Annotated in this window: 22 protein-coding genes; 11 read left to right on the top strand and 11 right to left on the bottom strand. The window is 68.1% G+C overall.

The features are described from left to right. Positions 1 to 6 precede the first annotated feature (6 nt). The 3 genes from gmhB to glyQ are packed head-to-tail and all read right to left on the bottom strand — an operon-like array spanning position 7 to position 3,588. Positions 7 to 537 carry a D-glycero-beta-D-manno-heptose 1,7-bisphosphate 7-phosphatase gene (gmhB, locus tag A9G05_RS15570; protein ID WP_069561836.1) on the bottom strand — a complete coding sequence of 177 codons (531 nt, stop codon included), beginning with the start codon at positions 535 to 537 and terminating at the stop codon, positions 7 to 9. Positions 538 to 589: 52 nt separating this feature from the next. Then, positions 590 to 2,644 carry a glycine--tRNA ligase subunit beta gene (gene glyS / locus A9G05_RS15575; RefSeq protein WP_069561837.1) on the bottom strand — a complete coding sequence of 685 codons (2,055 nt, stop codon included), beginning with the start codon at positions 2,642 to 2,644 and terminating at the stop codon, positions 590 to 592. Then, positions 2,641 to 3,588 carry a glycine--tRNA ligase subunit alpha gene (gene glyQ / locus A9G05_RS15580; protein WP_069561838.1) on the bottom strand — a complete coding sequence of 316 codons (948 nt, stop codon included), beginning with the start codon at positions 3,586 to 3,588 and terminating at the stop codon, positions 2,641 to 2,643. Before glyQ ends, glyS begins: the two co-directional genes overlap by 4 nt. 81 nt (positions 3,589 to 3,669) lie before the next feature. On the opposite strand from glyQ, the gene A9G05_RS15585 reads away from it, so the two are divergent. The 3 genes from A9G05_RS15585 (at position 3,670) to A9G05_RS15595 (ending at position 5,538) form a co-directional block, all read left to right on the top strand. Beyond that, positions 3,670 to 4,221, top strand: a complete 552-nt coding sequence (locus A9G05_RS15585; RefSeq protein ID WP_069561839.1) for a DNA-3-methyladenine glycosylase I — start codon at positions 3,670 to 3,672, stop codon at positions 4,219 to 4,221. Positions 4,222 to 4,288: 67 nt separating this feature from the next. After that, on the top strand, positions 4,289 to 5,176 hold the full coding sequence (locus A9G05_RS15590; protein ID WP_044410078.1) for a lysophospholipid acyltransferase: 888 nt from the start codon (positions 4,289 to 4,291) through the stop codon (positions 5,174 to 5,176). A 95-nt stretch (positions 5,177 to 5,271) separates the two neighbouring features. Continuing rightward, positions 5,272 to 5,538 (top strand): PilZ domain-containing protein, encoded by a 267-nt coding sequence (locus A9G05_RS15595; protein WP_069561840.1) that lies wholly within the window; start codon positions 5,272 to 5,274, stop codon positions 5,536 to 5,538. Positions 5,539 to 5,568: 30 nt separating this feature from the next. On the opposite strand, the gene A9G05_RS15600 is transcribed toward A9G05_RS15595, so the two are convergent. From A9G05_RS15600 to def, 7 genes are all read right to left on the bottom strand, one after another. Then, positions 5,569 to 5,997 (bottom strand): hypothetical protein, encoded by a 429-nt coding sequence (locus tag A9G05_RS15600; protein ID WP_069561841.1) that lies wholly within the window; start codon positions 5,995 to 5,997, stop codon positions 5,569 to 5,571. A gap of 1 nt (position 5,998) precedes the next feature. Then, positions 5,999 to 6,319, bottom strand: coding sequence for a tetratricopeptide repeat protein (locus tag A9G05_RS15605; RefSeq protein ID WP_069561842.1), 321 nt, complete (start codon positions 6,317 to 6,319; stop codon positions 5,999 to 6,001). A 67-nt stretch (positions 6,320 to 6,386) separates the two neighbouring features. Beyond that, entirely contained in the window at positions 6,387 to 7,910 is a 1,524-nt protein-coding gene (locus A9G05_RS15610) for a TrkH family potassium uptake protein (protein ID WP_083272595.1), read from the bottom strand. 120 nt (positions 7,911 to 8,030) lie between these two features. Then, the gene (gene trkA, locus A9G05_RS15615) at positions 8,031 to 9,404 is read right to left on the bottom strand and encodes a Trk system potassium transporter TrkA (protein WP_069561843.1); all 1,374 of its coding nucleotides are present in this window, start codon (positions 9,402 to 9,404) and stop codon (positions 8,031 to 8,033) included. 11 nt (positions 9,405 to 9,415) lie between these two features. Next, positions 9,416 to 10,729 carry a 16S rRNA (cytosine(967)-C(5))-methyltransferase RsmB gene (gene rsmB / locus A9G05_RS15620; protein WP_069561844.1) on the bottom strand — a complete coding sequence of 438 codons (1,314 nt, stop codon included), beginning with the start codon at positions 10,727 to 10,729 and terminating at the stop codon, positions 9,416 to 9,418. After that, positions 10,726 to 11,670 (bottom strand): methionyl-tRNA formyltransferase, encoded by a 945-nt coding sequence (gene fmt, locus A9G05_RS15625; RefSeq protein ID WP_069561845.1) that lies wholly within the window; start codon positions 11,668 to 11,670, stop codon positions 10,726 to 10,728. The genes rsmB and fmt overlap by 4 nt, the downstream gene beginning before the upstream one ends. A gap of 60 nt (positions 11,671 to 11,730) precedes the next feature. Continuing rightward, positions 11,731 to 12,237 (bottom strand): peptide deformylase, encoded by a 507-nt coding sequence (gene def, locus A9G05_RS15630; RefSeq protein ID WP_069561846.1) that lies wholly within the window; start codon positions 12,235 to 12,237, stop codon positions 11,731 to 11,733. Positions 12,238 to 12,378: 141 nt separating this feature from the next. On the opposite strand from def, the gene A9G05_RS15635 reads away from it, so the two are divergent. The 3 genes from A9G05_RS15635 (at position 12,379) to A9G05_RS15645 (ending at position 15,187) form a co-directional block, all read left to right on the top strand. After that, the gene (locus A9G05_RS15635; protein WP_069561847.1) at positions 12,379 to 13,404 is read left to right on the top strand and encodes a LysM peptidoglycan-binding domain-containing protein; all 1,026 of its coding nucleotides are present in this window, start codon (positions 12,379 to 12,381) and stop codon (positions 13,402 to 13,404) included. An 84-nt stretch (positions 13,405 to 13,488) separates the two neighbouring features. Then, positions 13,489 to 14,589, top strand: a complete 1,101-nt coding sequence (gene dprA / locus A9G05_RS15640; protein WP_069561848.1) for a DNA-processing protein DprA — start codon at positions 13,489 to 13,491, stop codon at positions 14,587 to 14,589. Between the two features lie 40 nt (positions 14,590 to 14,629). Continuing rightward, positions 14,630 to 15,187 (top strand): L-threonylcarbamoyladenylate synthase, encoded by a 558-nt coding sequence (locus A9G05_RS15645; RefSeq protein ID WP_069561849.1) that lies wholly within the window; start codon positions 14,630 to 14,632, stop codon positions 15,185 to 15,187. 58 nt (positions 15,188 to 15,245) lie between these two features. Here A9G05_RS15645 and A9G05_RS15650 read toward each other — a convergent pair whose 3' ends face one another. Further along, positions 15,246 to 16,223, bottom strand: a complete 978-nt coding sequence (locus A9G05_RS15650) for an NADPH:quinone reductase (protein ID WP_069561850.1) — start codon at positions 16,221 to 16,223, stop codon at positions 15,246 to 15,248. 157 nt (positions 16,224 to 16,380) lie between these two features. On the opposite strand from A9G05_RS15650, the gene hemF reads away from it, so the two are divergent. The 5 genes from hemF to A9G05_RS15675 all read left to right on the top strand — a co-directional run bounded on the left by hemF (position 16,381) and on the right by A9G05_RS15675 (position 21,389). Further along, on the top strand, positions 16,381 to 17,298 hold the full coding sequence (hemF, locus tag A9G05_RS15655) for an oxygen-dependent coproporphyrinogen oxidase (RefSeq protein WP_069561851.1): 918 nt from the start codon (positions 16,381 to 16,383) through the stop codon (positions 17,296 to 17,298). A 157-nt stretch (positions 17,299 to 17,455) separates the two neighbouring features. Next, a complete protein-coding gene (aroE, locus tag A9G05_RS15660) occupies positions 17,456 to 18,280 on the top strand; it encodes a shikimate dehydrogenase (RefSeq protein WP_069561852.1) in 825 nt (274 codons plus the stop codon). Between the two features lie 274 nt (positions 18,281 to 18,554). Further along, entirely contained in the window at positions 18,555 to 19,541 is a 987-nt protein-coding gene (locus A9G05_RS15665) for a phospholipase (protein WP_069561853.1), read from the top strand. Next, entirely contained in the window at positions 19,528 to 20,796 is a 1,269-nt protein-coding gene (locus tag A9G05_RS15670; RefSeq protein ID WP_171902721.1) for a peptidyl-prolyl cis-trans isomerase, read from the top strand. The genes A9G05_RS15665 and A9G05_RS15670 overlap by 14 nt, the downstream gene beginning before the upstream one ends. After that, the gene (locus tag A9G05_RS15675) at positions 20,793 to 21,389 is read left to right on the top strand and encodes a hypothetical protein (protein ID WP_069561854.1); all 597 of its coding nucleotides are present in this window, start codon (positions 20,793 to 20,795) and stop codon (positions 21,387 to 21,389) included. The genes A9G05_RS15670 and A9G05_RS15675 overlap by 4 nt, the downstream gene beginning before the upstream one ends. Positions 21,390 to 21,408: the final 19 nt, after the last annotated feature.

Raw genomic sequence — 21,408 nt, forward strand, 5'->3', positions numbered from 1 at the left:
CCTTGGCTAACTGAGAAGATGGTTGGCGACGGCCGCCAGGTCGTCGAATACGAGCACGTCCCCGGGCACGCCTTTGGCCAGGGTCCGCTCGCCCTTGCCGGTTCTAACCAGCACAGGCTGACAATCGACGGCCCTGGCTGCTTCCAGGTCACCGCTGCTGTCGCCGACGAACCAGATGCCGCTCAGTGGCACGTCGTAGTATTCGGCAATCTGCAACAGCATGCCCGGCTTGGGTTTGCGGCAGTCGCAGCCGTCGTCGGGCCCATGGGGGCAATGGATGATCAGGCCGACGTTACCGCCCTGCCCTGCCACCAGTTCACGCAACCGCGCATGCATGGCGTCAAGGGTTTCAACGGGGTAGTAGCCGCGCGCGATGCCCGACTGGTTGGTGGCCACGGCCACGGTCCAGCCCGCATGCGAGAGGCGCGCAATGGCCTCGATGGCGCCCGGGATAGGCACCCATTCGTCGAGGCTTTTGATGTAGGCGTCGGAGTCGTGATTGATGACGCCGTCGCGGTCGAGGATGAGCAGTTTCATGGTGTGTCCTGGCGCCCAACCGCAGGCTTGGCGCCTGCGGTTGGCTCAGCCTTCAGCCGAGAACGGAGATGTCGGCGGCGCCGAGGAACAGGCCGCGCAGCTTCGCCAGCAGGGCGTAGCGGTTCGCACGGACCGCCGCGTCATCGACGTTGACCATCACCGCTTCGAAGAACGCATCCACCGGCTCGCGCAGGCTCGCCAGGCGGCCCAGGGCTTCGCTGTAGCAACGGGCGGCTGCCATGGGGGCTACCGCGCGCTCGGCCTCTGCCACGGCCGCGGCAAGGGCCTTCTCGGCGTCTTCCTGCAGCAGGGCGCTGTCGACCGCAGCCGGCACTTCGCCTTCGGCCTTGCCCAGCAGGTTGGACACGCGCTTGTTGGCGGCGGCCAGGGCAGCGGCTTCCGGCAGGGCGCGGAAGGCCTGCACGGCTTGCACGCGCTGGTCGAAATCAAGGGCCGAGGTCGGCTTGAGGGCGCGGACGGAGAGGTACACCGCCACATCCACGCCTTCGTCTTCGTAGCGGGCGCGCAGGCGGTCGAAGATGAAGTCCAGCACCTGAGTAGCCAGGCCGTCCGCCTTCACCTTGTCGCCGTACTGGGCGATGGCGAAGCCGACGGCGTCGTCCAGGTCCAGGTCCAGCTTTTTCTCGATCAGGATGCGCAGCACGCCGAGGGCCTGGCGACGCAGGGCGAAGGGGTCCTTGCTGCCGGTGGGCAGCATGCCGATGCCGAAGATACCCACCAGGGTGTCCAGCTTGTCGGCCACCGCCAGCGCAGCACCGGTCAGGGTCTGCGGCAGCTCGGCGCCGGCACCGCGCGGCATGTACTGCTCGTTCAGGGCGTGGGCGACGTCGTCCGCTTCACCGTCGTTCAAGGCGTAGTAGTAGCCGGCGATGCCCTGCATTTCCGGGAACTCGCCGACCATCTCGGTGGCCAGGTCGCACTTGGCGAGGATGCCGGCACGGGCGGCTTTCACCGGGTCGGCGCCGACGCGCTCGGCGATGTGGGCGGCCAGTGCGGAAACGCGCTCTGCCTTCTCGTATACGGTGCCAAGCTGGGCCTGGAACACCACATTCTTCAGGCGCTCGTTGAAGGTTTCCAGCTTCTGCTTCTTGTCCTGCTTGAAGAAGAATTCTGCGTCGGTCAGGCGCGGACGCACGACCTTCTCGTTGCCCGAGATGATCTGTGCCGGGTCCTTGCTCTCGACGTTGGCCACGGTAATGAAGCGCGGCAGCAGCTTGCCGTTGGCATCCAGCAGGCAGAAGTACTTCTGATTGTCCTGCATGGTGGTGATCAGGGCTTCCTGGGGCACCTCGAGGAAGCGCTCCTCGAACGAGCACACCAGCGGCACCGGCCACTCGACCAGTGCAGTCACCTCGTCCAGCAGGTCGGCCGGAACCACGGCGCTGCCCTTCTGCTCGGCAGCCAACTGGTCGACGCGCTTGGCGATCAGCTCGCGGCGCTCGGCGAAGTCGGCCAGTACATAGGCGGCGCGCAGGTCTTCCAGGTAGCTGGAGGGCTTGCTGATGCGGATGTTCGCGGGGTTGTGGAAGCGGTGGCCACGGGACTCACGGCCCGCTTTCTGGGCGAGGATCTCGCAGTCCACCACGTCGTCGCCGAACAGCATCACCAGCCACTGGGTCGGGCGCACGAACTCTTCACGGCGAGCAGCCCAGCGCATGCGCTTGGGAATCGGCAGAGCGGCGAGGGAGGCCTCGACGATGCCGGCCAGCAGACCCTTGGCGGGTTGGCCGGGAATGATCTGGCTGAACTTCAGCTTCGGTCCGCTGGTGTCGATCTGGGCCAGGTCGACGCCGCACTTCTTGGCGAAACCAAGGGCGGCCTGGGTCGGGTTGCCGGCGGCGTCGAAGGCGGCCTGCAGCGGCGGGCCGTCGAGGTTGACGCTGCGGTCGGGCTGCTGGGTGGCCAGTTGCTCGACCAGTACCGCCAGGCGGCGCGGGGCCGCGTAGACGCGGGCGGCGCCGTGGCTCAGGCCGGCAGCCTTGAGGCCGCCGAGGATGCCGGCGAGGAAGGCGTCACCCAGGGACTTGAGGGCCTTGGGCGGCAGCTCTTCGGTGCCCAGTTCGACGAGGAAATCTTGTGCACTCATTCTGCCGCCTCCAGCTTGGCCAGTACTTCGTCACGCAGTTCGGGGGTCGCCATGGGGAAGCCCAGGCGCGCGCGCGCCTGCAGGTAGCTCTGGGCCACGGCGCGGGCCAGGGTGCGCACGCGCAGGATGTAGCGCTGGCGCTCGGTCACGGAGATGGCGCGGCGTGCATCCAGCAGGTTGAAGGTGTGGGAGGCCTTGAGGACCATCTCGTAGGTCGGCAGCGGCAGCTGCAGCTCGATCAGGCGGTTGGCCTCGCTCTCGTAGAAGTCGAAGAGTTCGAACAGCTTCGGCACGTTGGCGTGCTCGAAGTTGAAGGTCGACTGTTCCACCTCGTTCTGGTGGAACACATCGCCATAGGTAACCACGCCGAAGGGGCCGTCGGTCCACACCAGGTCATAGACCGAGTCCACGCCTTGCAGGTACATGGCCAGGCGCTCCAGGCCATAGGTGATCTCGCCGGTCACCGGGTAGCACTCGATGCCGCCGACCTGCTGGAAGTAGGTGAACTGGGTGACTTCCATGCCGTTCAGCCAGATTTCCCAGCCCAGGCCCCAGGCGCCGAGGGTGGGGGACTCCCAGTTGTCCTCGACGAAGCGGATGTCGTGCACCAGCGGGTCGATGCCGATGGCCTTCAGGGAGCCCAGGTACAGCTCCTGGAAGTTCTCCGGGTTGGGCTTGAGGACCACCTGGAACTGGTAGTAGTGCTGCAGGCGGTTGGGGTTCTCGCCGTAGCGGCCGTCAGTGGGACGGCGCGAGGGCTGCACGTAGGCGGCGTTCCAGGTTTCCGGGCCGATGGCGCGGAGGAAGGTGGCGGTGTGGAAGGTACCGGCGCCCACTTCCATGTCGTAGGGCTGGAGCACCACGCAGCCCTGCTCGGCCCAGTACTGCTGCAGGGCGAGGATCAGGTCTTGGAAGGTGCGCACGGCGGGCGTAGTCTGGCTCACGAATTTCACCTGTGCTGGGTATTCGACTGAAAGGGCGCGAGTATACCCGATCCGACCCGCCGCAACCGCATGGAAAGCCTTATGCCACGCTGCTTCTGGTGCAACGAAGACCCCCTCTACATCGCCTACCACGACCAGGAATGGGGCGTGCCCCAGCGGGATGCCGGAGCACTGTTCGAGATGCTCCTGCTGGAAGGTTTCCAGGCCGGCCTGTCGTGGATCACGGTGCTGAAGAAGCGTGCCCGTTACCGCGAGGTGCTGTTCGGTTTCGACCCACAGCGCCTGGCGCAGATGACCGACGAGGAAATCGAGGTGCGCATGCAGGACCCGGGCATCATCCGCAACCGCGCCAAGCTGCGTGCGGCCCGGCAGAACGCTCAGGCCTGGCTGCGACTGGAGAGTCCGTCTGACCTGCTCTGGTCCTTCGTCGGCGGCACCCCCCGGATCAACCGCTTCGCCGATCGCAGTGAGGTGCCGGCGGTGACGACCGAGGCCGAGGCGATGAGCAAGGCACTGCGCAAGCTGGGCTTCACCTTCGTCGGGCCGACCATCTGCTACGCCTTCATGCAGGCCACCGGCATGGTGATGGACCACACCCTCGACTGCGACCGGCATCCGCACCTGGCGGGCTGACGGCCCGTCCCGCACCTGAACGCGCGTCACGGTAGAATGCGCGCTTTTCCTTGCCCTGGAGTTGCCTGTGGACAAGCTCAAAGGCGCCCTCGTGGTCGGCTTCCTGCGCCTCTTCGCCCTGCTGCCCTGGCGGGCGGTACAAGCCGTGGGTGCGGCAATCGGCTGGCTGATGTGGAAGCTGCCTAACCGCTCCCGCGAGGTCACGCGGATCAACCTCGCCAAGTGCTTCCCGGAACTGTCCCCGGCCGAGCTCGACCAGCGCGTCGGCCAGAGCCTGATGGACATCGGCCGCACCCTCACCGAAAGCGCCTGCGCCTGGATCTGGCCGGCGGAGAAATCCATCGGCCTGGTGCGCGAGGTGGAAGGTCTGGAGGTGCTGCACGAGGCCCTGGCCAGCGGCAAGGGCGTGGTGGGCATCACCAGCCACCTGGGCAACTGGGAGGTGCTGAACCACTTCTACTGTGCCCAGTGCAAACCGATCATCTTCTACCGCCCGCCGAAGCTGAAGGCCGTGGACGAGCTGCTGCAGAAGCAGCGCGTGCAGCTCGGCAACCGTGTCGCGCCGTCCACCAAGGAAGGCATCCTCAGCGTCATCAAGGAAGTGCGCCGGGGCGGCGCGGTGGGCATTCCGGCCGACCCGGAGCCGAGCCTGTCCGCCGGCGTGTTCGTGCCCTTCCTCGGCACGCTGGCGCTGACCAGCAAGTTCGTCCCCGGCATGCTCGCCGGCGGCAAGGCACGCGGAGTGTTCCTGCATGCGTTGCGCCTGCCGGATGGCTCTGGCTTCAAGGTCATCCTCGAGGCTGCGCCGGAGGGGATGTACAGCGACAACGTGGAAGAAGGTGTGGCGGCGATGAGCGCCGTGGTGGAGCGCTACGTGCGCACCTACCCGACCCAGTACATGTGGAGCATGAAGCGCTTCAAGAAGCGCCCCGAGGGCGAAGCCCGCTGGTATTGAGAAAAGGCGCTTCGGCGCCTTTTTTGAGCCTTTTGCTGGGCGAGTCGACGGATTTAGGCTAAAAAACCGCTCAGACGAATCCAAGGTGTGTCGCGATGTCCTCCAACCAGCGCCAGCATCCCCGTACGCCGATGAAGTGCCGGATCAAGATCAGCCACGAGAGCTTCGGGGACCTTTTCGCCCACACCCGCGACCTGTCGGACGGCGGCGTGTACGTCCGCCACCCGGACCTGGTGGCCCTGCCGGTGGGTACCATCCTCACCGGTCAGGTGCAGGACCTGCCCTTCGAAGCGCCGATCCTGCAGATGGAGATCATGCGGGTGGACGCCGAGGGCGTCGGCCTGCGCTTCGTCGAGTCCTGATCCGCTTCCGGCCGTTCTCAGAAATCCCCCCTAGCCTTCCTCGTCCACTGTCAGCAGCACCAGCGGTTCGCACGCCTGACGGCGGCAGCCCCAGCGATACTCCTCCCGGGTCGGTCCCTCGCCTCGCCAGGTCGTTGCCGTGGCGCCGCCGTTGATGCGGAAGTTCCACACCTGGCCGCGGCCGTCATGCAGGCGCCCCTCGATGCTGCAGGGCACCCAGGAGAACGCGTGGTGCAGCACCACGCCATCCAGCAGCTCGGCCAGGCTGAAGAAGCGGCTGGCGCTACGCGCGTCCAGTTTCCAGGCGCGGCAGGCTTCGGTCAGGGCCGGTTCGGCCGAAGGCGGGGCTTCCAGTATCGGTGGCTTGATCGAGTCGACCTGGTAGGGCGGCGCCGGTTGGGCGGCGACGCTGTTCAACGCGAACACCGCGACTCCCAGGGCGAGCAAGGTGCGCGTCATGTCACTGCCCTCCCTGGCGACGGGCGAGGCGCTTGAGGAACACCCCCATCTCCTTCTCCGCCTGCTTGTCGCCCTTGGCTTGCGCGGCGCTCAGACCCTGCTCCCAGGCCTGGCGAGCACCTTCGGTGTCGCCGGTGCTTTCCAGTGCCTTGCCCAGCAGCTTCCAGGCGGCCGAGTAGGCCGGGTCATGCTCGATGCAGCGTTGCAGGTGCAGCGCTGCTGCCGTCGCATCACCCTGATCGAGGTAGCCCTTGCCGAGGCCGAAGCGCAGCAGTGCGTTGTCCACGCCTTTGGCGAGCATCTTCTCCAGTGAGTCGATCATGGTCCTGTCCCCGGGTTGTCGAGGCGCTCACCCTACCCTGATCGACGCGAGCGCCCAACCCCAAGGCTCAGAACCGCCAGAAGGCCGGGCTGAGCAGGATCAGCAGGGAGAACACCTCCAGCCTCCCCAGCACCATGGCCAGGCTCAGCACCAGCTTGGCGCCATCGGGCAGGTTGCCGTAGTGCGTCGCTGCCTCGCCCAGGGCCGGGCCCAGGTTGTTCATGCAGGAGGCCAGGGTGGAGAAGGCAGTGAGCTGGTCCAGTCCCATGGCCATGAGCAGCAGGAGCAGCACCACGAAGGTCATCAGGTAGATGGAGCAGAAGGCCCAGACCGACTCCACCACCCGCTCGGGAATCTGGCGGCGCCCCAGCTTGAGGGTGAACACCCCGTTGGGGTGGAGCAGCCGCTGGAACTCCCGCACCCCCTGGCGCAACACCAGCAGGATGCGCATCACCTTCATGCCGCCGCCTGTGGAGCCGGCACAGGCGCCGATGAATGTGGTGTAGAGCAGCAGGTGCGGCAGCAGGGTCGGCCAGGTGCTGAAGTCCGCCAGGCCGAAGCCGGTAGTGGTGGCCACCGAGACCACCATGAAGGCGGCATAGCGGATCGACTGCATTGGCGTCTCGTAGTGCTGGTGGACGATGAGCGTGGTGGCACAGACCGCGAAGGTGCCCAGCAGCAGCAACAGGTAGGCGCGGCATTCCGCGTCGCGCAGGTAGTGGCGCAGGCTGCGCTGTCGAAAGGCGATGAAGTGCAGGCCGAAGTTCACCCCCGAGACCACCAGGAAGAACATGCAGACGGTCTCCACCAACGGGCTGTCGAAGTAGCCGATGCTGGCGTCGTGGGTGGAGAAGCCGCCAATGGCGATGGTTGAGAAGCTGTGGCAGATGGCGTCGAACAGGCTCATCCCGGCTGCCCAGTAGGCCAGCGCGCAGGCCAGGGTCAGGCCGCAGTAGATCAGCCACAGGGCGCGCGCGGTTTCCGCGATGCGCGGTGAGAGCTTCTGCTCCTTCAGCGGGCCGGGCATTTCGGCGCGGTACAGCTGCATGCCGCCGATGCCGAGCATGGGCATGATCGCCACCGCCAGGACGATGATCCCCATGCCGCCGAACCACTGCAGCTGCTGGCGGTAGTAGAGGACTGCCTTGGGCAACCGGTCGAGGCCGGTGAGCACAGTGGCCCCGGTGGTGCTGATGCCCGAGACGGACTCGAACAGTGCGTCCACCAGGCCCATGCGTGGCGTGTCGATGAGCAGGAAGGGGATGCAACCGAAGGTGCCGAGCACGGTCCAGAACAGTGCGGTGATCAGGTAGCCGTCGCGGATCTTCAGGTCTCCGCTGGCGCCGCGTACCGGCAGCCAGATGAGCCCGCCGATGCCGAGGGTGATCAGCAGCGCCAGGAGGAAGCCCCGCCAGGCACCCTCGCCGTAGTACAGGTCGATGAGCAGGGGAGGCAACTGAGTGCAGCTGAACAGCATCAGCAGCACGCCGAGAATCCGGCGGATCACCGCGTGGCGTTGGGCTCGGCCCGGCACCTGGTGGGCCGGCAAGGTGGGCTGGCGCAGTGGCAGGAGGGATTCGAAGCGGGACATGGCGGGCCCTCGGAACGGGAGGGTCCGAACCCTACCGCCGGCCCGCTGGGAGGGGATGTAGGAAATGGCTGAAAACCGGGCGGCCGGTATCTGGATACCGCGCTCGCCCGGTTGGCGGCGTCAGAAGAAGGTCAGGCCGACCTGGAACAGCCGCTCCACGTCGCGGATGTACTTCTTGTCCACGAGAAAGAGGATCACGTGGTCGCCGGACTCGATCACCGTGTCGTCGTGGGCGATCAGCACCTCGTCGTCACGGATCACCGCGCCGATGGTGGTGCCCGGTGGCAGGGCGATGTCCTCGATCATCTTGCCCACCACCTTGCTCGACTTGGTGTCGCCGTGGGCGATGGCCTCGATGGCTTCGGCCGCGCCCCGGCGCAGGGAGTGCACGCTGACGATGTCGCCCCGGCGCACGTGGGTGAGCAAGGTGCCGATGGTGGCGAGCTGGGGGCTCAGGGCGATGTCGATCTCGCCGCCCTGCACCAGGTCCACGTAGGCGGGGTTGTTGATGAGGGTCATCACCTTGCGCGCGCCGAGCCGCTTGGCCAGCAGCGAGGACATGATGTTGGCCTCGTCGTCGTTGGTCAGGGCCAGGAAGATGTCGGCATCGTTGATGTTCTCTTCCACCAGCAGGTCGCGGTCCGAGGCGCTGCCCTGCAGCACCACGGTGCTGTCGAGGGTGTCCGACAGGTAGCGGCAGCGGGCCGGGTTCATCTCGATGATCTTCACCTGGTAGCGGCTCTCGATGGCCTCGGCCAGGCGCTCGCCGATGTTGCCGCCGCCGGCGATGACCACACGCTTGTAGCTGTCCTCCAGGCGGCGCAGCTCACTCATCACCGCGCGGATGTGAGCCTTGGCGGCGATGAAGAACACCTCATCGTCCGCTTCGATCACGGTATCGCCCTTGGGGATGATCGGCCGGTTGCGGCGGAAGATGGCCGCCACGCGGGTGTCGACACTGGGCATGTGCTCGCGGATCTGGCGCAGCTCCTGCCCCACCAGCGGGCCGCCGTAGTAGGCACGGACGCCCACCAACTGGGCCTTGCCCTCGGCGAAGTCGATCACCTGCAGGGCGCCGGGGTACTCGATCAGGCGCTTGATGTAGTTGGTGACCACCTGCTCGGGGCTGATCAGCACGTCGACCGGGATGGCCTCGTTGTCGAACAGCGCCTCGCGGGTCAGGTAGGCCGACTCGCGCACGCGGGCGATCTTGGTGGGGGTGTGGAACAGGGTGTAGGCCACCTGGCAGGCGACCATGTTCACCTCGTCGCTGTTGGTCACCGCCACCAGCATGTCGGCGTCGTCGGCACCGGCCTGGCGCAGCACGGTGGGAAACGAGCCCTTGCCCTGAACGGTGCGGATATCGAGCCGGTCGCCGAGGTCGCGCAGGCGGTCGCCGTCGGTGTCGACCACAGTGATGTCGTTGGCTTCGCCGGACAGGTGTTCTGCGAGGGTGCCGCCGACCTGGCCGGCTCCGAGAATGATGATCTTCACTGATTGCTCCGTTAGCCGCGGGGAGACGCGGCGATCTTCATCAGCTTGGCATAGTAGAAGCCGTCATGGCCGTCTTCCTGGGCCAGCAACTGGCGGCCATGGGGCTGCTTGAGGCCGAACCCGCCGGCGATGTCCAGCTCCCGTGCGCCAGGGGTGCGAGCGAGGAAGGCGGCGATGTTCTCGCTGTTTTCCGCCGGCAGCGCCGAGCAGGTGGCGTAGAGCATGATGCCGCCGACCTCGAGCGTGGGCCAGAGGGCGTCCAGCAGTTCACCCTGCAGGCTGGCCAGGGGGGCGATGTCCTCGGCCTTGCGGGTCAGCTTGATGTCGGGGTGGCGACGGATCACGCCGGTGGCCGAGCACGGGGCGTCGAGCAGGATGCGCTGGAACGGCGTGCCGTCCCACCAGCTCGCGGTGTCGCGGCCATCGGCGGCGATCAGTTGAGCCTCCAGGCCCAGGCGCGCCAGGTTTTCGCGCACGCGCACCAGGCGGCTCTCTTCCAGATCCACGCCAACTACATGAGCCAGGCCGGGTTCGGCCTCCATCAAATGGCAGGTCTTGCCCCCGGGGGCACAGCAGGCGTCCAGCACGCGCTGGCCGGGTGCCAGTTCCAGCAGGTCGGCGGCCAGTTGCGCGGCTTCGTCCTGGACGCTGACGCGCCCTTCGAAAAAGCCCGGCAAGCCGGTGACGTCGCAGGCTTCGGCCAGACGGATGCCGTCGCGGCTGAAGGGGCAGGGTTCGGCTTCGATCCCCGCCTGGCGCAGTTCGGCGAGGTAGGCATCGCGGTCGCCGTGACGGCGGTTGACCCGCAGGATCAGCGGCGGGTGGGCATTGTTGGCCGCGCAGACGGCTTCCCACTGTTCCGGCCAGGCGGCCTTCAGGGCCTTCTGCAGCCAGCGTGGGTGGGCGGTACGCACCATGGGGTCGCGCTCCAGTTCGGCGAAGGTCGCCTCGCCCTGGCGCTGGGCATTGCGCAGCACGGCGTTGAGCAGGCCCTTGGCCCAGGGCTTCTTCAGCTTGTCGGCACAGCCGACGGTTTCGCCGATGGCCGCGTGGGGTGGGATGCGGGTGTGGAACAGCTGGTAGAGGCCCACCAGCAAGAGGGCTTCGACGTCACGGTCGGCGGCCTTGAAGGGCTTCTGCAGCAGGCGCTCGGCCAGGGCCGACAGACGGGGTTGCCAGCGGGCGGCGCCGAAGGCGAGGTCCTGGGCGAGGCCGCGGTCGCGCGGGTCCACCTTGTCCAACTGGGCAGGCAGGCTGCCGCCGAGGGAGGCCTTGCCGTTGAGCACGGCCGCCAGGGCGCGGGCGGCGGCGAGGCGCGGGCTCATGTGCCGAGCACCTGGCCGGGGGCGAACTGCTCGCGGCGGCTGTTGTAGAGGTCGGTGAAGGCCAGGGGCTTGCCGCCGGGCAGTTGCAGGCGGGTCAGGCGCAGGGCGCCTTCGCCACAGGCCACGGTGAGGCCGTCCTTGCTGGCGTCGAGGATCTGGCCGGGTTGGCCGCGGCCTTCGGCTGGCTCGGCAGCGAGCACCTTCAGCGGCTGGCCGTCGAGGGTGCTGTGGCAGATGGGCCAGGGGTTGAAGGCGCGCACCAGGCGCTCCAGTTCGTCGGCCGGGTGGTTCCAGTCGATCCGCGCCTCGTCCTTGTTGAGCTTGTGGGCGTAGGTGGCGAGGGCGTCGTCCTGCACCTCGCCCTGCAGCGTGCCGGCGGCAAGACCGGCGATGGCCTGGACCACGGCCTGGGGGCCGAGCTGGGCGAGGCGGTCATGCAGGCTGCCGCCGGTGTCGCCGGCGGTGATCGGGGTGGTGACCTTGAGCAGCATGGGGCCGGTGTCGAGGCCCGCCTCCATCTGCATCACGGTGACGCCGCTCTCGGCGTCGCCTGCCTGCACCGCCCGCTGGATCGGCGCGGCACCCCGCCAGCGCGGCAGCAGCGAGGCATGGCTGTTGATGCAGCCGAGGCGCGGGATGTCCAGCACCACCTGGGGCAGGATCAGGCCGTAGGCCACCACCACCATCAGGTCCGGGGCCAGGGCGCGCAGTTCTTCCTGGGCGGCAGGGTCGCGCAGGGTCGGCGGCTGCAGGACCGGGAGGCCGTGCTGCAAGGCAAGCTGCTTGACCGGGCTGGGCATGAGCTTCTGGCCGCGGCCGGCAGGGCGGTCGGGCTGGGTGTACACGGCAACGATCTGGTGAGGGGTGTCGAGCAGGGCCTTGAGGTGTTCGGCGGCGAACTCCGGGGTGCCGGCGAAGACGAGGCGCAGGGCTTGGGTCATGCGGGGCTCACTCTACAAAAAGAAAAAGGCTTGCCGGAGCAAGCCTTTGGGGTTCGGGGGTCAAGCCTGCTGGCGGTGCTGCTTTTCCAGCTTCTTCTTGATCCGGTCGCGCTTGAGGCTGGAGAGGTAATCGACGAAGAGCTTGCCGTTGAGGTGGTCGCATTCGTGCTGGATGCAGACCGCCAGCAGGCCTTCGGCAATCATCTCGAACGGTTGGCCGTCGCGGTCCAGGGCCTTGATCTTCACCTTCTGCGGACGGTCGACGTTCTCGTAGAAGCCGGGCACCGAGAGACAGCCTTCCTGGTACTGGTCCATCTGGTCGGTCAGGGACTCGAACTCGGGATTGATGAAGACCATCGGCTCGGACTTGTCTTCCGACAGGTCCATCACCACCACGCGCTTGTGCACATTCACCTGGGTTGCCGCCAGGCCGATGCCGGGGGCTTCGTACATGGTCTCGAACATGTCGTCGATCAACTGGCGCAGCGCGTCATCCACCACCTCCACCGGTTTGGCGATGGTGCGCAGGCGCGGATCAGGGAATTCGAGGATGTTCAGGATCGCCATATGGGTTTGTGATGCACTTGTGGAATAAAGTCAAAATCCGCTGCTAAGATGATGAGCAGCATTGAAAAACGCCTGAAAAGCCCGGTTGGGGCGGCTTTCAGGCTGTTTCGCGTGAACGCACATAATAAAGGGATTCACCGCATGAGGAAATCACTACTCGCCCTGCTGCTCCTGGCTGCCAACGGGCTGGCACAGGCTGCGGTGGAGCTCAAGGACGGCCATCCGGAACGCTATACGGTGGTCCGTGGCGACACACTCTGGGACATCTCCGGCAAGTTCCTCAGCGAACCCTGGAAGTGGCCGGAAATCTGGCACGCCAATCCGCAGATCCAGAACCCGCACCTCATCTACCCCGGCGACACCCTGAGTCTGGTGTATGTCGATGGCCAGCCGCGGCTGGTGCTGGATCGCGGCGCGTCCCGCGGCACCATCAAGCTGTCACCCCAGGTGCGCAGCACGCCGATGGCCGAGGCGATTCCGACCATTCCGCTGGAGGCGATCAACAGCTTCCTGTTGTCGAACCGCATCGTCGATACCCCTGAGCAGTTCCAGGGCGCGCCCTACATTGTCGCCGGTAATGCCGAGCGCGTGGTGAGCGGTGCGGGTGACCGCGTCTATGCCCGTGGCAAGTTCGATGTGGCCAACCCCACCTACGGCATCTTCCGCCAGGGCAAGACCTACCTGGATCCCAAGACCCAGGAATTCCTCGGCATCAACGCCGATGACATCGGTGGCGGTGACGTGGTGGCCGAGGAAGGCGATGTTGCCACCCTCAACCTGACCCGCTCCACCCAGGAAGTCCGTCTGGGCGACCGCCTGTTCCCCACTGAGGAACGCGCTATCACCTCCACCTTCATGCCCAGCGCACCGGCCGGAGACATCAAGGGCGTGATCCTCGACGTGCCGCGTGGTGTGAACCAGATCGGCCAGTTCGACGTGGTCACCCTGAACAAGGGCAAGCGTGATGGCCTGATCGAGGGCAACGTGCTGGCGGTCTACAAGACCGGCGAAACCGTCCGTGACCGGGTCACCGGCGAGATGGTGAAGATCCCCGACGAGCGTGCCGGCCTGCTGATGGTGTTCCGCACCTACGACAAGCTCAGCTACGGCCTGGTCCTGGCCGCGAGTCGCCAACTGGCGGTGATGGACAAGGTACAAAATCCGTAGTGCCAATCAGCCCCCGCCTAGCGGGGGCTTGTTGTATACAGGGCGGCCAGCCGCGTCATGCGGCACCGGTCAAGGACGAACCCCATGCCGCCCGCCCTCTCCCCCGCCGAGTTGGAAGCCCGGCTCCGCCTGCACAGCCTCCCCGAAGTCGGCCCTCGCCGTTTCCACACCCTGATCGAAGCCTTCGCCAGTGCCTCTGCCGCGCTCAGCGCCCCGGCTGCCGCCTGGCGGTCCCTCGGCCTGCCGGAAGCCTGCGCCGGCCCACGCCGGGATGCCGCCATCCGCGAGCGGGCTGCCAGCGCCCTGTCCTGGCTGGAAGGGTCGGACTGCCACCTGATCACCTGGGACGATCCGCGCTACCCCGCCCTGCTCGCCGAACTGCCGGACGCCCCGCCATTGCTCTTCCTCCAAGGCGACCCCGGCCTGCTGGAGACCCCGCAACTGGCCATCGTCGGCAGCCGCCGCGCCTCTGCCGCCGGGCTCGACAACGCCCACGCCTTCGCCCGGACCCTGGCTGGCGGAGGGTTCACCATCACCAGCGGCCTTGCGCTGGGCATTGATGGTGCCGCCCACCAGGGCGCGCTGGAAGCCGGTGGCAAGACCATCGCCGTGCTCGGCACCGGCCTGCAGCGGCTCTACCCCCGGCGCCATGCCGGGCTGGCCCGGGACCTGTTGGCCGGGGGCGGCGCCCTGGTGTCCGAACTGCCCCTGGACTGCCCGCCCCACGCCGCCAACTTCCCCCGCCGCAACCGCATCATCAGCGGGCTGTCCCTGGGTGTGCTGGTGGTGGAAGCCAGCCCCTCCAGCGGCTCGCTGATCACCGCCCGGCTGGCCGCCGAACAGGGTCGCGAGGTCTACGCCCTGCCCGGCTCCATCCACCATCCGGGGGCGCGGGGTTGCCACCAGTTGATCCGCGAAGGTGCCGTGCTGGTGGAGACCACCGAGCACATCCTCGAAGCCCTGCGGGGCTGGCAGCAGGTGGCACCGCTCCCAACTGCCAAGCCGATCGAAGCCCCCCGCCAGCACCCGCTGCTGGACCTGCTGCGGGCCGCCCCCTACAGCAGCGAGGCCCTGGCCCACGCCAGCGGCTGGGACCTGCCCCGCGTACTGGCCAGCCTCACCGAACTGGAGCTCGACGGCTGTGTCGCCTGCGAGGCGGGGCGCTGGGTTCATCGCCGCGGGTGAGCCCTGTACACTCGCGCCATCGTTTTTCCGGGAGCAGGCGATGGTCAACAAATGGCAGGTTCAACGCGTGGCGCGGATCGTCCGAGAAGGTGGCGTGATCGCCTACCCCACCGAAGCGGTGTGGGGCCTGGGTTGTGATCCGTGGAATGCGGACGCGGTCTACCGCTTGCTGGCGCTCAAGGACCGGCCAGTGGAAAAGGGCCTGATCCTGGTGGCCGACGACATCCAGCAGTTCGACTTCCTCCTCGACGGCCTGCCCGATGCCTGGATCGACCAGCTCACCGCCAGTTGGCCGGGTCCCAACACCTGGCTGGTCCCCCACCAGGGCCTGCTGCCCGAGTGGATCACCGGCCAGCACGACAGCGTCGCCCTGCGCGTCACCGACCACCCCCTGGTGCGCGCCCTGTGCGCTGAAGTCGGGCCGCTGGTCTCCACCTCCGCCAACCCCGGTGGGCGGCCCGCCGCCCTGTCGCGCCTGCGGGTCCAGCAGTACTTCCCCGGCCAACTGGACGCCGTGCTCGGCGGCGCCCTGGGAGGCCGTCGCAAGCCCAGCACCATCCGTGACCTGGCCACCGGACGGGTGATCCGCCCCTCCTGAAGACGGCCTCCGGCCTCTGAGCTGAAAACAGCCCCGGCACTGTCCGGGGCTGATGCGTTCAGGGCAGCAGCACACTGGAGCCCTGGGTGCGCCGCCCCGCCAGGTCGGCATGGGCCCGTGCCACCTCCGCCAGGGCATAGCGCTGGCCGATCTCCACCCGGATCGCCCCGCTGGCGATCATCCCGAACAGCTCGTCCGCCATCGCCTGCAGGCGTGCCGGCGTGTCCGCGTAGCCGCCCAGGGTCGGACGGGTGACGAACAGCGAGCCCTTCTGGGCCAGCACCCCCAGGTTGACCCCGGTGACCGGCCCCGACGCATTGCCGAAGCTCACCAGCAGCCCGCGCGGCGCCACGCACTCCAGCGAGGTCGCCCAGGTGTCTTTGCCCACCGAGTCGTACACCACCCGGCACTTCTGCCCATCGGTCAGCTCCAGCACCCGCTGCACCACATCCTCGCGGCTGCTATCGATGCACGCCCAGGCGCCCAGCGCCGTGGCCCGCGCGGCCTTTTCCGCCGAGCCGGCGACACCGATCAGCTTCGCCCCCACGGCCCTCGCCCACTGGCAGGCGATGGAGCCGACCCCGCCGGCGGCCGCGTGGAACAGCACCGTCTCGCCGGCCTCCAGCGCATGGGTCTGGCGCAGCAGATACTGCACCGTCAGCCCCTTCAGCAGCACCGCCGCCGCCTGTTCGAAGCCGATGGCATCCGGCAGCGTCACCAGGTGTCCCTCGGGCAGCACGTGGTACTCCCCGTAGGCGCCCAGCGGGCCCGTGGCGTAGCCCACCCGGTCGCCCACCTTCACCCGTGCCACGCCCTCGCCCACCGCATCGACCACGCCTGCACCCTCGCTGCCCAGCCCGGACGGAAAGTCCGGTGCCGGGTAAAGGCCGCTGCGGTAGTAGGTCTCGATGAAATTCAGGCCGATGGCGTGGTTGCGTACCCTCACCTCGCCCGGACCGGGCTGTGGCAGAGCCACCTCCGCCAGTTCCAGCACCTCGGGACCGCCGTATCGGGAAAACTGGATGCGTCTGGGCATGGTTCAGGCTCCTGGATGGGAAAGGCCCACATCCAAGCCTTCCGCTTGATCGCCGTCAAGCCACCGCCCGCCCCCGGCGGTGGTATGCTTGCGCCCTCTTTTTTCCCCGCAAGCCCCGTCCGGCGGCGCTCGCAAGCCGACTCAAGGTGTATCCGACGTGAGTGAACACATTGCGGCCGTGAAGGCCTACCTGCTCGATCTGCAAGACCGCATCTGCACCGCCCTCGCCGCCGAGGATGGCCAGGCCAGCTTCTTCGAGGATGCCTGGGACCGCCCCGCCGGCGGCGGTGGTCGTACCCGCGTGATCGAGAACGGCGGGCTGATCGAAAAAGGCGGGGTCAACTTCTCTCACGTGTTCGGCACCAGCCTGCCGCCCTCGGCCAGCGCCCATCGTCCGGAGCTTGCCGGCCGGGGCTTCCAGGCCATGGGCGTGTCCCTGGTGATCCACCCGGAAAACCCCCACGTACCCACCTCCCACGCCAACGTGCGCTTCTTCATCGCCGAGAAGGAAGGCGAGGCCCCGGTCTGGTGGTTCGGCGGCGGCTTCGACCTCACCCCCTACTACGGCCACGAGGAAGACTGCGTGCACTGGCACCAGGTGGCCCGCGACGCCTGCGCCCCCTTCGGCGAAGACCTCTACCCACGCTACAAGGCCTGGTGCGACCGCTACTTCCACCTCAAGCACCGTAACGAGCCCCGCGGCATCGGCGGCCTGTTCTTCGACGACCTCAACGAGTGGGACTTCGACACCAGCTTTGCCTTCATGCGCGCCATCGGCGATGCCTACCTAGAGGCCTACCTGCCGATCATCCGCCGCCGCCGCCACACCCCCTTCACCGAACAGCAGCGTGAATTCCAGGCCTACCGCCGCGGCCGCTACGTCGAATTCAACCTGGTGTTCGACCGCGGCACCCTGTTCGGCCTGCAGTCCGGCGGGCGTACCGAATCCATCCTCATGTCCCTGCCGCCCCACGTGCGCTGGGGCTATGACTGGAAGCCCGAACCGGGCAGTGAAGAAGCGCGTCTCACCGAGTACTTCCTCCAGGACCGCGACTGGCTGGCCACCCAGCCCTGACGCCCTCGCGCCCGGCGAGGCGCGTTGGCACAGGCCCGGCGAGCGCATCCACCGTTGTAGACTCTGCCGCTGATCCGGGCCCGCCCTGCCGGGCCTTCCTACGTGACGTGCCGGAGCGGGTTCCCGAACTGCCCTGGCCCTGCCCCAAGGACTTCCCATGGACCGCTACTGCGTCTTCGGCAACCCCATCGGCCACAGCAAATCGCCGCTCATCCACCGCCTCTACGCCGAACAGACCGGCCAGGCGCTGAGCTACGAAGCGGTCCTCGCCCCGCTGGACGACTTCACCGGCTGCGCCCGCGCCTTCTTCACCACCGGCCTGGGCGGCAACGTCACCGTGCCCTTCAAGGAGCAGGCCTTCGAACTGGCCGACCAGCTCAGCGCCCGCGCCCAGCGCGCCGGTGCGGTGAACACCCTGAAGAAGCTCGACGACGGCCGCCTGCTCGGGGACAACACCGACGGCGCCGGGCTGGTCCGCGACCTCACCCGCAACGCCGGACTGTCCCTGGCCGGCAAGCGCATCCTCCTGCTGGGCGCCGGAGGGGCCGCGCGCGGGGTGATCGAACCGCTGCTGGCGGAAAAGCCGGCGTCCCTGGTGATCGCCAACCGCACCGTGGAAAAGGCCGAAGCCCTCGCCCGCCTGTTCGCCGACCTCGGCCCGGTGTCCGCCAGCGGCTTCGACTGGCTGGAAGAACCGGTGGACCTGATCATCAACGGCACCTCCGCCAGCCTGGCCGGTGACCTGCCCCCCATCGCCCCCAGCCTCATCCAGCCGCGCCACACCGCCTGCTACGACATGATGTATGGCAAGGAACCGACCGCCTTCAACCGCTGGGCCGCCAGCCACGGTGCCGCGCGCACCCTCGACGGCCTCGGCATGCTGGTGGAGCAGGCCGCCGAAGCCTTCCTGCTCTGGCGTGGTGTGTTGCCCGACAGCGCCCCGGTGCTGGCCGAACTGCGTCGCCAGCTCGCCGAAGGCTGAGCGTGACGCCGGCTTACCACCGACTGCGAGACGACGTTCGGCAGGATGCCGACGGGCAGCACCCCACCAGGAACTGGAAGGTACCTGCGAGAAAGGTCAGCAGCACCCGGCCGAGGTAGCCCTGGCGGCCTGGCTAGGCCAGGGGCCCGCCCCAACCAAGGTTGGGTTTCGAGGCCGTTTGAGACGCCCGTCCCATGGACCGGCCGCGCTGTCATGCAAGCGGAACATCCGTCGGCTATGAGTGGGGGTTCCATCCACCTGCCGAGCACTGCCGATGAGACCGATCCCCCGCCTGGTCGCCAGCCTTGCCCTGTGCGCCCTTGCCGGCCAGGCCCACGCCTGGTCGCAGCCCACCCACAAGAACATCGTCAAGGACGCCTTGGCGTACATGAACTCCGCCTATGCCACCGAGGAGATGCGCCGGGCCTACGCCTTCTACGTCGGCGCCGCCGGCAGCGAGGCCAAGGCCGGCGAGATCCTCGGCCAGGCCGCCTACGACGTGGACGACTTCCGTGACACACGCCTGGGTGGTTGGTGGGTCGGCTACGAATACGCCCCGGTGTGGAACGCCGCCGCCGGGCTGGTGAACTACACCTCCTACTGGCACTTCCTCAACCTCGGTCGCCAGGGTGACGCCCACGGCAACCCCCACGGTGGCTACGACTACCGCTACCACAAGGTGGACGGCACCGCCGCCGACGTGGACTGGTACGCCATGGTCTACCTGTACAACCGCGAGCTGAAACGCGAGGACTTCGACACCACCGAGGCCCACTACCGGCGTGGCAGCCGGTCCGACTGGCAGGAGCACTACGGCGACTTCCAGACCGCCGCCTTCCAGCCCATCGACAACCTCGCCGGCTACTGGTTCGACCAGTTCCGCGCCGCCCCTTCCCTGCAGACCATCGGCTATGCCCTGCACGCCACCGGCGACGTGGCCCAGCCCCACCATGTGTGGATCACCTCGGCCAACGGCCACTCCAGTTGGGAAGGCTGGGTCGACGACCACTACACCAGCGAGAAACTCAACGACCCCACCGCCGTGGCCAACCGCATCAGCCGCTACGACCCGGCCCGCAGCATCCGCGAGCTGCTGACCCAGACCGGCCAGGTTGCCTACGCCCACCCCGAGCCGCTCTACGACACCAGTTACGCCACCCGGCTGCGGGTCGCCCGCGAGCTGATTCCCGAGTCCATCGCCCTGACCGTCACCGTGCTGACCAAGGGTGCGCGCAGCTTCAATGCCCGTGAAAGCCTCTGAGCGCCCCTGGCGCCGCCGGGCCCTGGCGCTGCTGCTCGGCGCCTGGCTCGGCGGCGTACAGGCCACGCCCAGCCCCCCGGACCTGCGTATCGACGGCCAGCGCCTGCCCGGGCGCAGCATCGCCCTGCTGGAACAGGTGCTCACCCGGGTCAAGTTCAACACCGACCCGCGCCAGTTGCGCCGTGGGCTGGTGGAGAACCACCTGCTGGTACGGGAGCTGGAGCCGCAGTTGAACGAGCAGAGCCGCCGCGACCTCGACGCCAGCGTCGAGATCGAGGCCGGCAACCTGCTGGAGCAGTACTTCGGCCGTCGCGCCGAGGAAGACCTCAGCCCCTATCTGCGTCAGCCCCGGCCGCTCAGTGCGGAACGCCTGCGCCAGGTGCTGGCCCCCGCCTCTCGCATGCTGGTGGTGGACAGCCTGCAACTGGACCCGGCCCAGGCCCGCGAAGCGGCAGGTATCGAACTGATCCGCTGGCAGTTCCCCGGTGAAGCCGAGCAGCGCCTCGACCTGCTCGACCTCTACCAGGGCGACAACGTCCAGGGCCGCGTGGAACTGCAGCAGGGCAACCTCGGCTACCTGGCGCGCCAGGTCCAGGCTCGGGTGCAGCGTGACCACCTCTGGTACCGCCTCGGCCAGGAAGGCTTCAGCGCCGAAGAACGCCAGGGCCTGCGCACCCTGGTGCGCGATCGCCTGGTGCGTCAGCGCTACCTGCACCAGATCGGCCTCTACAGCGACTTCCACCATGAGTCCGACAGCCTGCGGGCGCGGGCCGCCCGGATCAGCGACACCGACGCCGAGGCCTACTACCAGCGCAACCTGGCGCGCTACCGCAACGTCGCCCAGGTTCACGCCGCGCACCTGCGCCTGGGGGACCAGGCCAGCGCCGACCGCCTCTACGCCGAGCTGCAGCAAGGGCTGGATTTCGACGAAGCCGTGCGCCGCCATTCCCTGGCGGACGACAAGGCTCGTACCCCGCCGGGTGACCTCGGGCTGATCCGCGCCGACGACCCGAAGCTGGACCTGCTGCGCAAAACCGCGCTGATCCAGAAGGCCAACACCCTGTCACAGCCGATGCTGATCGACGGTGCCTTCGAGATTCTCCGCGTGCGCAGCCGCGAGGACCGTCAGTTGCCCCTGGCGGACCCGAGTGTGCGCTACGAGGTGAACCAGGCCGTGGCCCGTGAGCAACTGGCCGCCGAGTTCGAGGCACGTATCCGCCAGTTGCTCGCCGATGCCCGCGTGGAGGGGCTGTGAAGGGCTGGCTGGGGCTCGCCCTGGCCAGCGTGCTGGTCAGCGCCGGCGTGGGCGCGGCCTGGAACTGGCGAGAGGCCCCGGTGGCCGTGGCGTCGCCGTCCCAGGCGCCGCTCGTGCCGGCCAGCCTCCCGCCTGCGCCTGTTTCGACGGCCTCTCAGCCAGTAGCCGCACCCGCAACGGCGGCCCCCGTGGTCACCAAGGCCGTGGACGAGGCCCCACCGTCCCCAGCGCCCCTGGATCTCCAGCAGGCCCAGCAGTTCATGCACTGGACAGCGGAACACGGCGACCCGCGCAGCCCTGCCCTGGGCGGGCTCAAGCCGCGCCAGGCCGCCAGCGAGGCCGAGCGCGCCGACCCCCGGCAGTACGCCGCCCTGGAGGAACGCCAGACCCGCGAGCTGGTGCAGGCCTATGCCGCTGGCGTGCAGCAGATCCCGGAGATTCGCGCGCGCATCGAGGCCGCCGCCCAGAGCGGCGAACGCAGCCCCGCCGAGCTGGACGAAGCCCGCGCTGCGCTGGAGCAACTGGAGGCCATGCAGGCGCGCCTGGAGCGTGAAGCCCCGGAGCTGCTGCCCGGCAGCGCCCGCGCCGACTGAGCAGCGCTAGGCGCAAGCG

Origin of the sequence: Pseudomonas sp. ENNP23 (genome assembly GCF_001728945.1) — a bacterium.
GTDB lineage: Bacteria > Pseudomonadota > Gammaproteobacteria > Pseudomonadales > Pseudomonadaceae > Metapseudomonas > Metapseudomonas otitidis.

Bases quoted from the DNA above. Each gene is read 5' to 3' on its own strand.
- gmhB (WP_069561836.1), bottom strand. From the start codon at position 537: ATGAAACTGCTCATCCTCGACCGCGACGGCGTCATCAATCACGACTCC.
- glyS (WP_069561837.1), bottom strand. From the start codon at position 2,644: ATGAGTGCACAAGATTTCCTCGTCGAACTGGGCACCGAAGAGCTGCCG.
- A9G05_RS15585 (WP_069561839.1), top strand. From the start codon at position 3,670: ATGCCACGCTGCTTCTGGTGCAACGAAGACCCCCTCTACATCGCCTAC.
- A9G05_RS15595 (WP_069561840.1), top strand. From the start codon at position 5,272: ATGTCCTCCAACCAGCGCCAGCATCCCCGTACGCCGATGAAGTGCCGG.
- A9G05_RS15600 (WP_069561841.1), bottom strand. From the start codon at position 5,997: ATGACGCGCACCTTGCTCGCCCTGGGAGTCGCGGTGTTCGCGTTGAAC.
- A9G05_RS15605 (WP_069561842.1), bottom strand. From the start codon at position 6,319: ATGATCGACTCACTGGAGAAGATGCTCGCCAAAGGCGTGGACAACGCA.
- A9G05_RS15610 (WP_083272595.1), bottom strand. From the start codon at position 7,910: ATGTCCCGCTTCGAATCCCTCCTGCCACTGCGCCAGCCCACCTTGCCG.
- rsmB (WP_069561844.1), bottom strand. From the start codon at position 10,729: ATGAGCCCGCGCCTCGCCGCCGCCCGCGCCCTGGCGGCCGTGCTCAAC.
- fmt (WP_069561845.1), bottom strand. From the start codon at position 11,670: ATGACCCAAGCCCTGCGCCTCGTCTTCGCCGGCACCCCGGAGTTCGCC.
- def (WP_069561846.1), bottom strand. From the start codon at position 12,237: ATGGCGATCCTGAACATCCTCGAATTCCCTGATCCGCGCCTGCGCACC.
- A9G05_RS15635 (WP_069561847.1), top strand. From the start codon at position 12,379: ATGAGGAAATCACTACTCGCCCTGCTGCTCCTGGCTGCCAACGGGCTG.
- dprA (WP_069561848.1), top strand. From the start codon at position 13,489: ATGCCGCCCGCCCTCTCCCCCGCCGAGTTGGAAGCCCGGCTCCGCCTG.
- A9G05_RS15645 (WP_069561849.1), top strand. From the start codon at position 14,630: ATGGTCAACAAATGGCAGGTTCAACGCGTGGCGCGGATCGTCCGAGAA.
- A9G05_RS15650 (WP_069561850.1), bottom strand. From the start codon at position 16,223: ATGCCCAGACGCATCCAGTTTTCCCGATACGGCGGTCCCGAGGTGCTG.
- aroE (WP_069561852.1), top strand. From the start codon at position 17,456: ATGGACCGCTACTGCGTCTTCGGCAACCCCATCGGCCACAGCAAATCG.
- A9G05_RS15665 (WP_069561853.1), top strand. From the start codon at position 18,555: ATGAGACCGATCCCCCGCCTGGTCGCCAGCCTTGCCCTGTGCGCCCTT.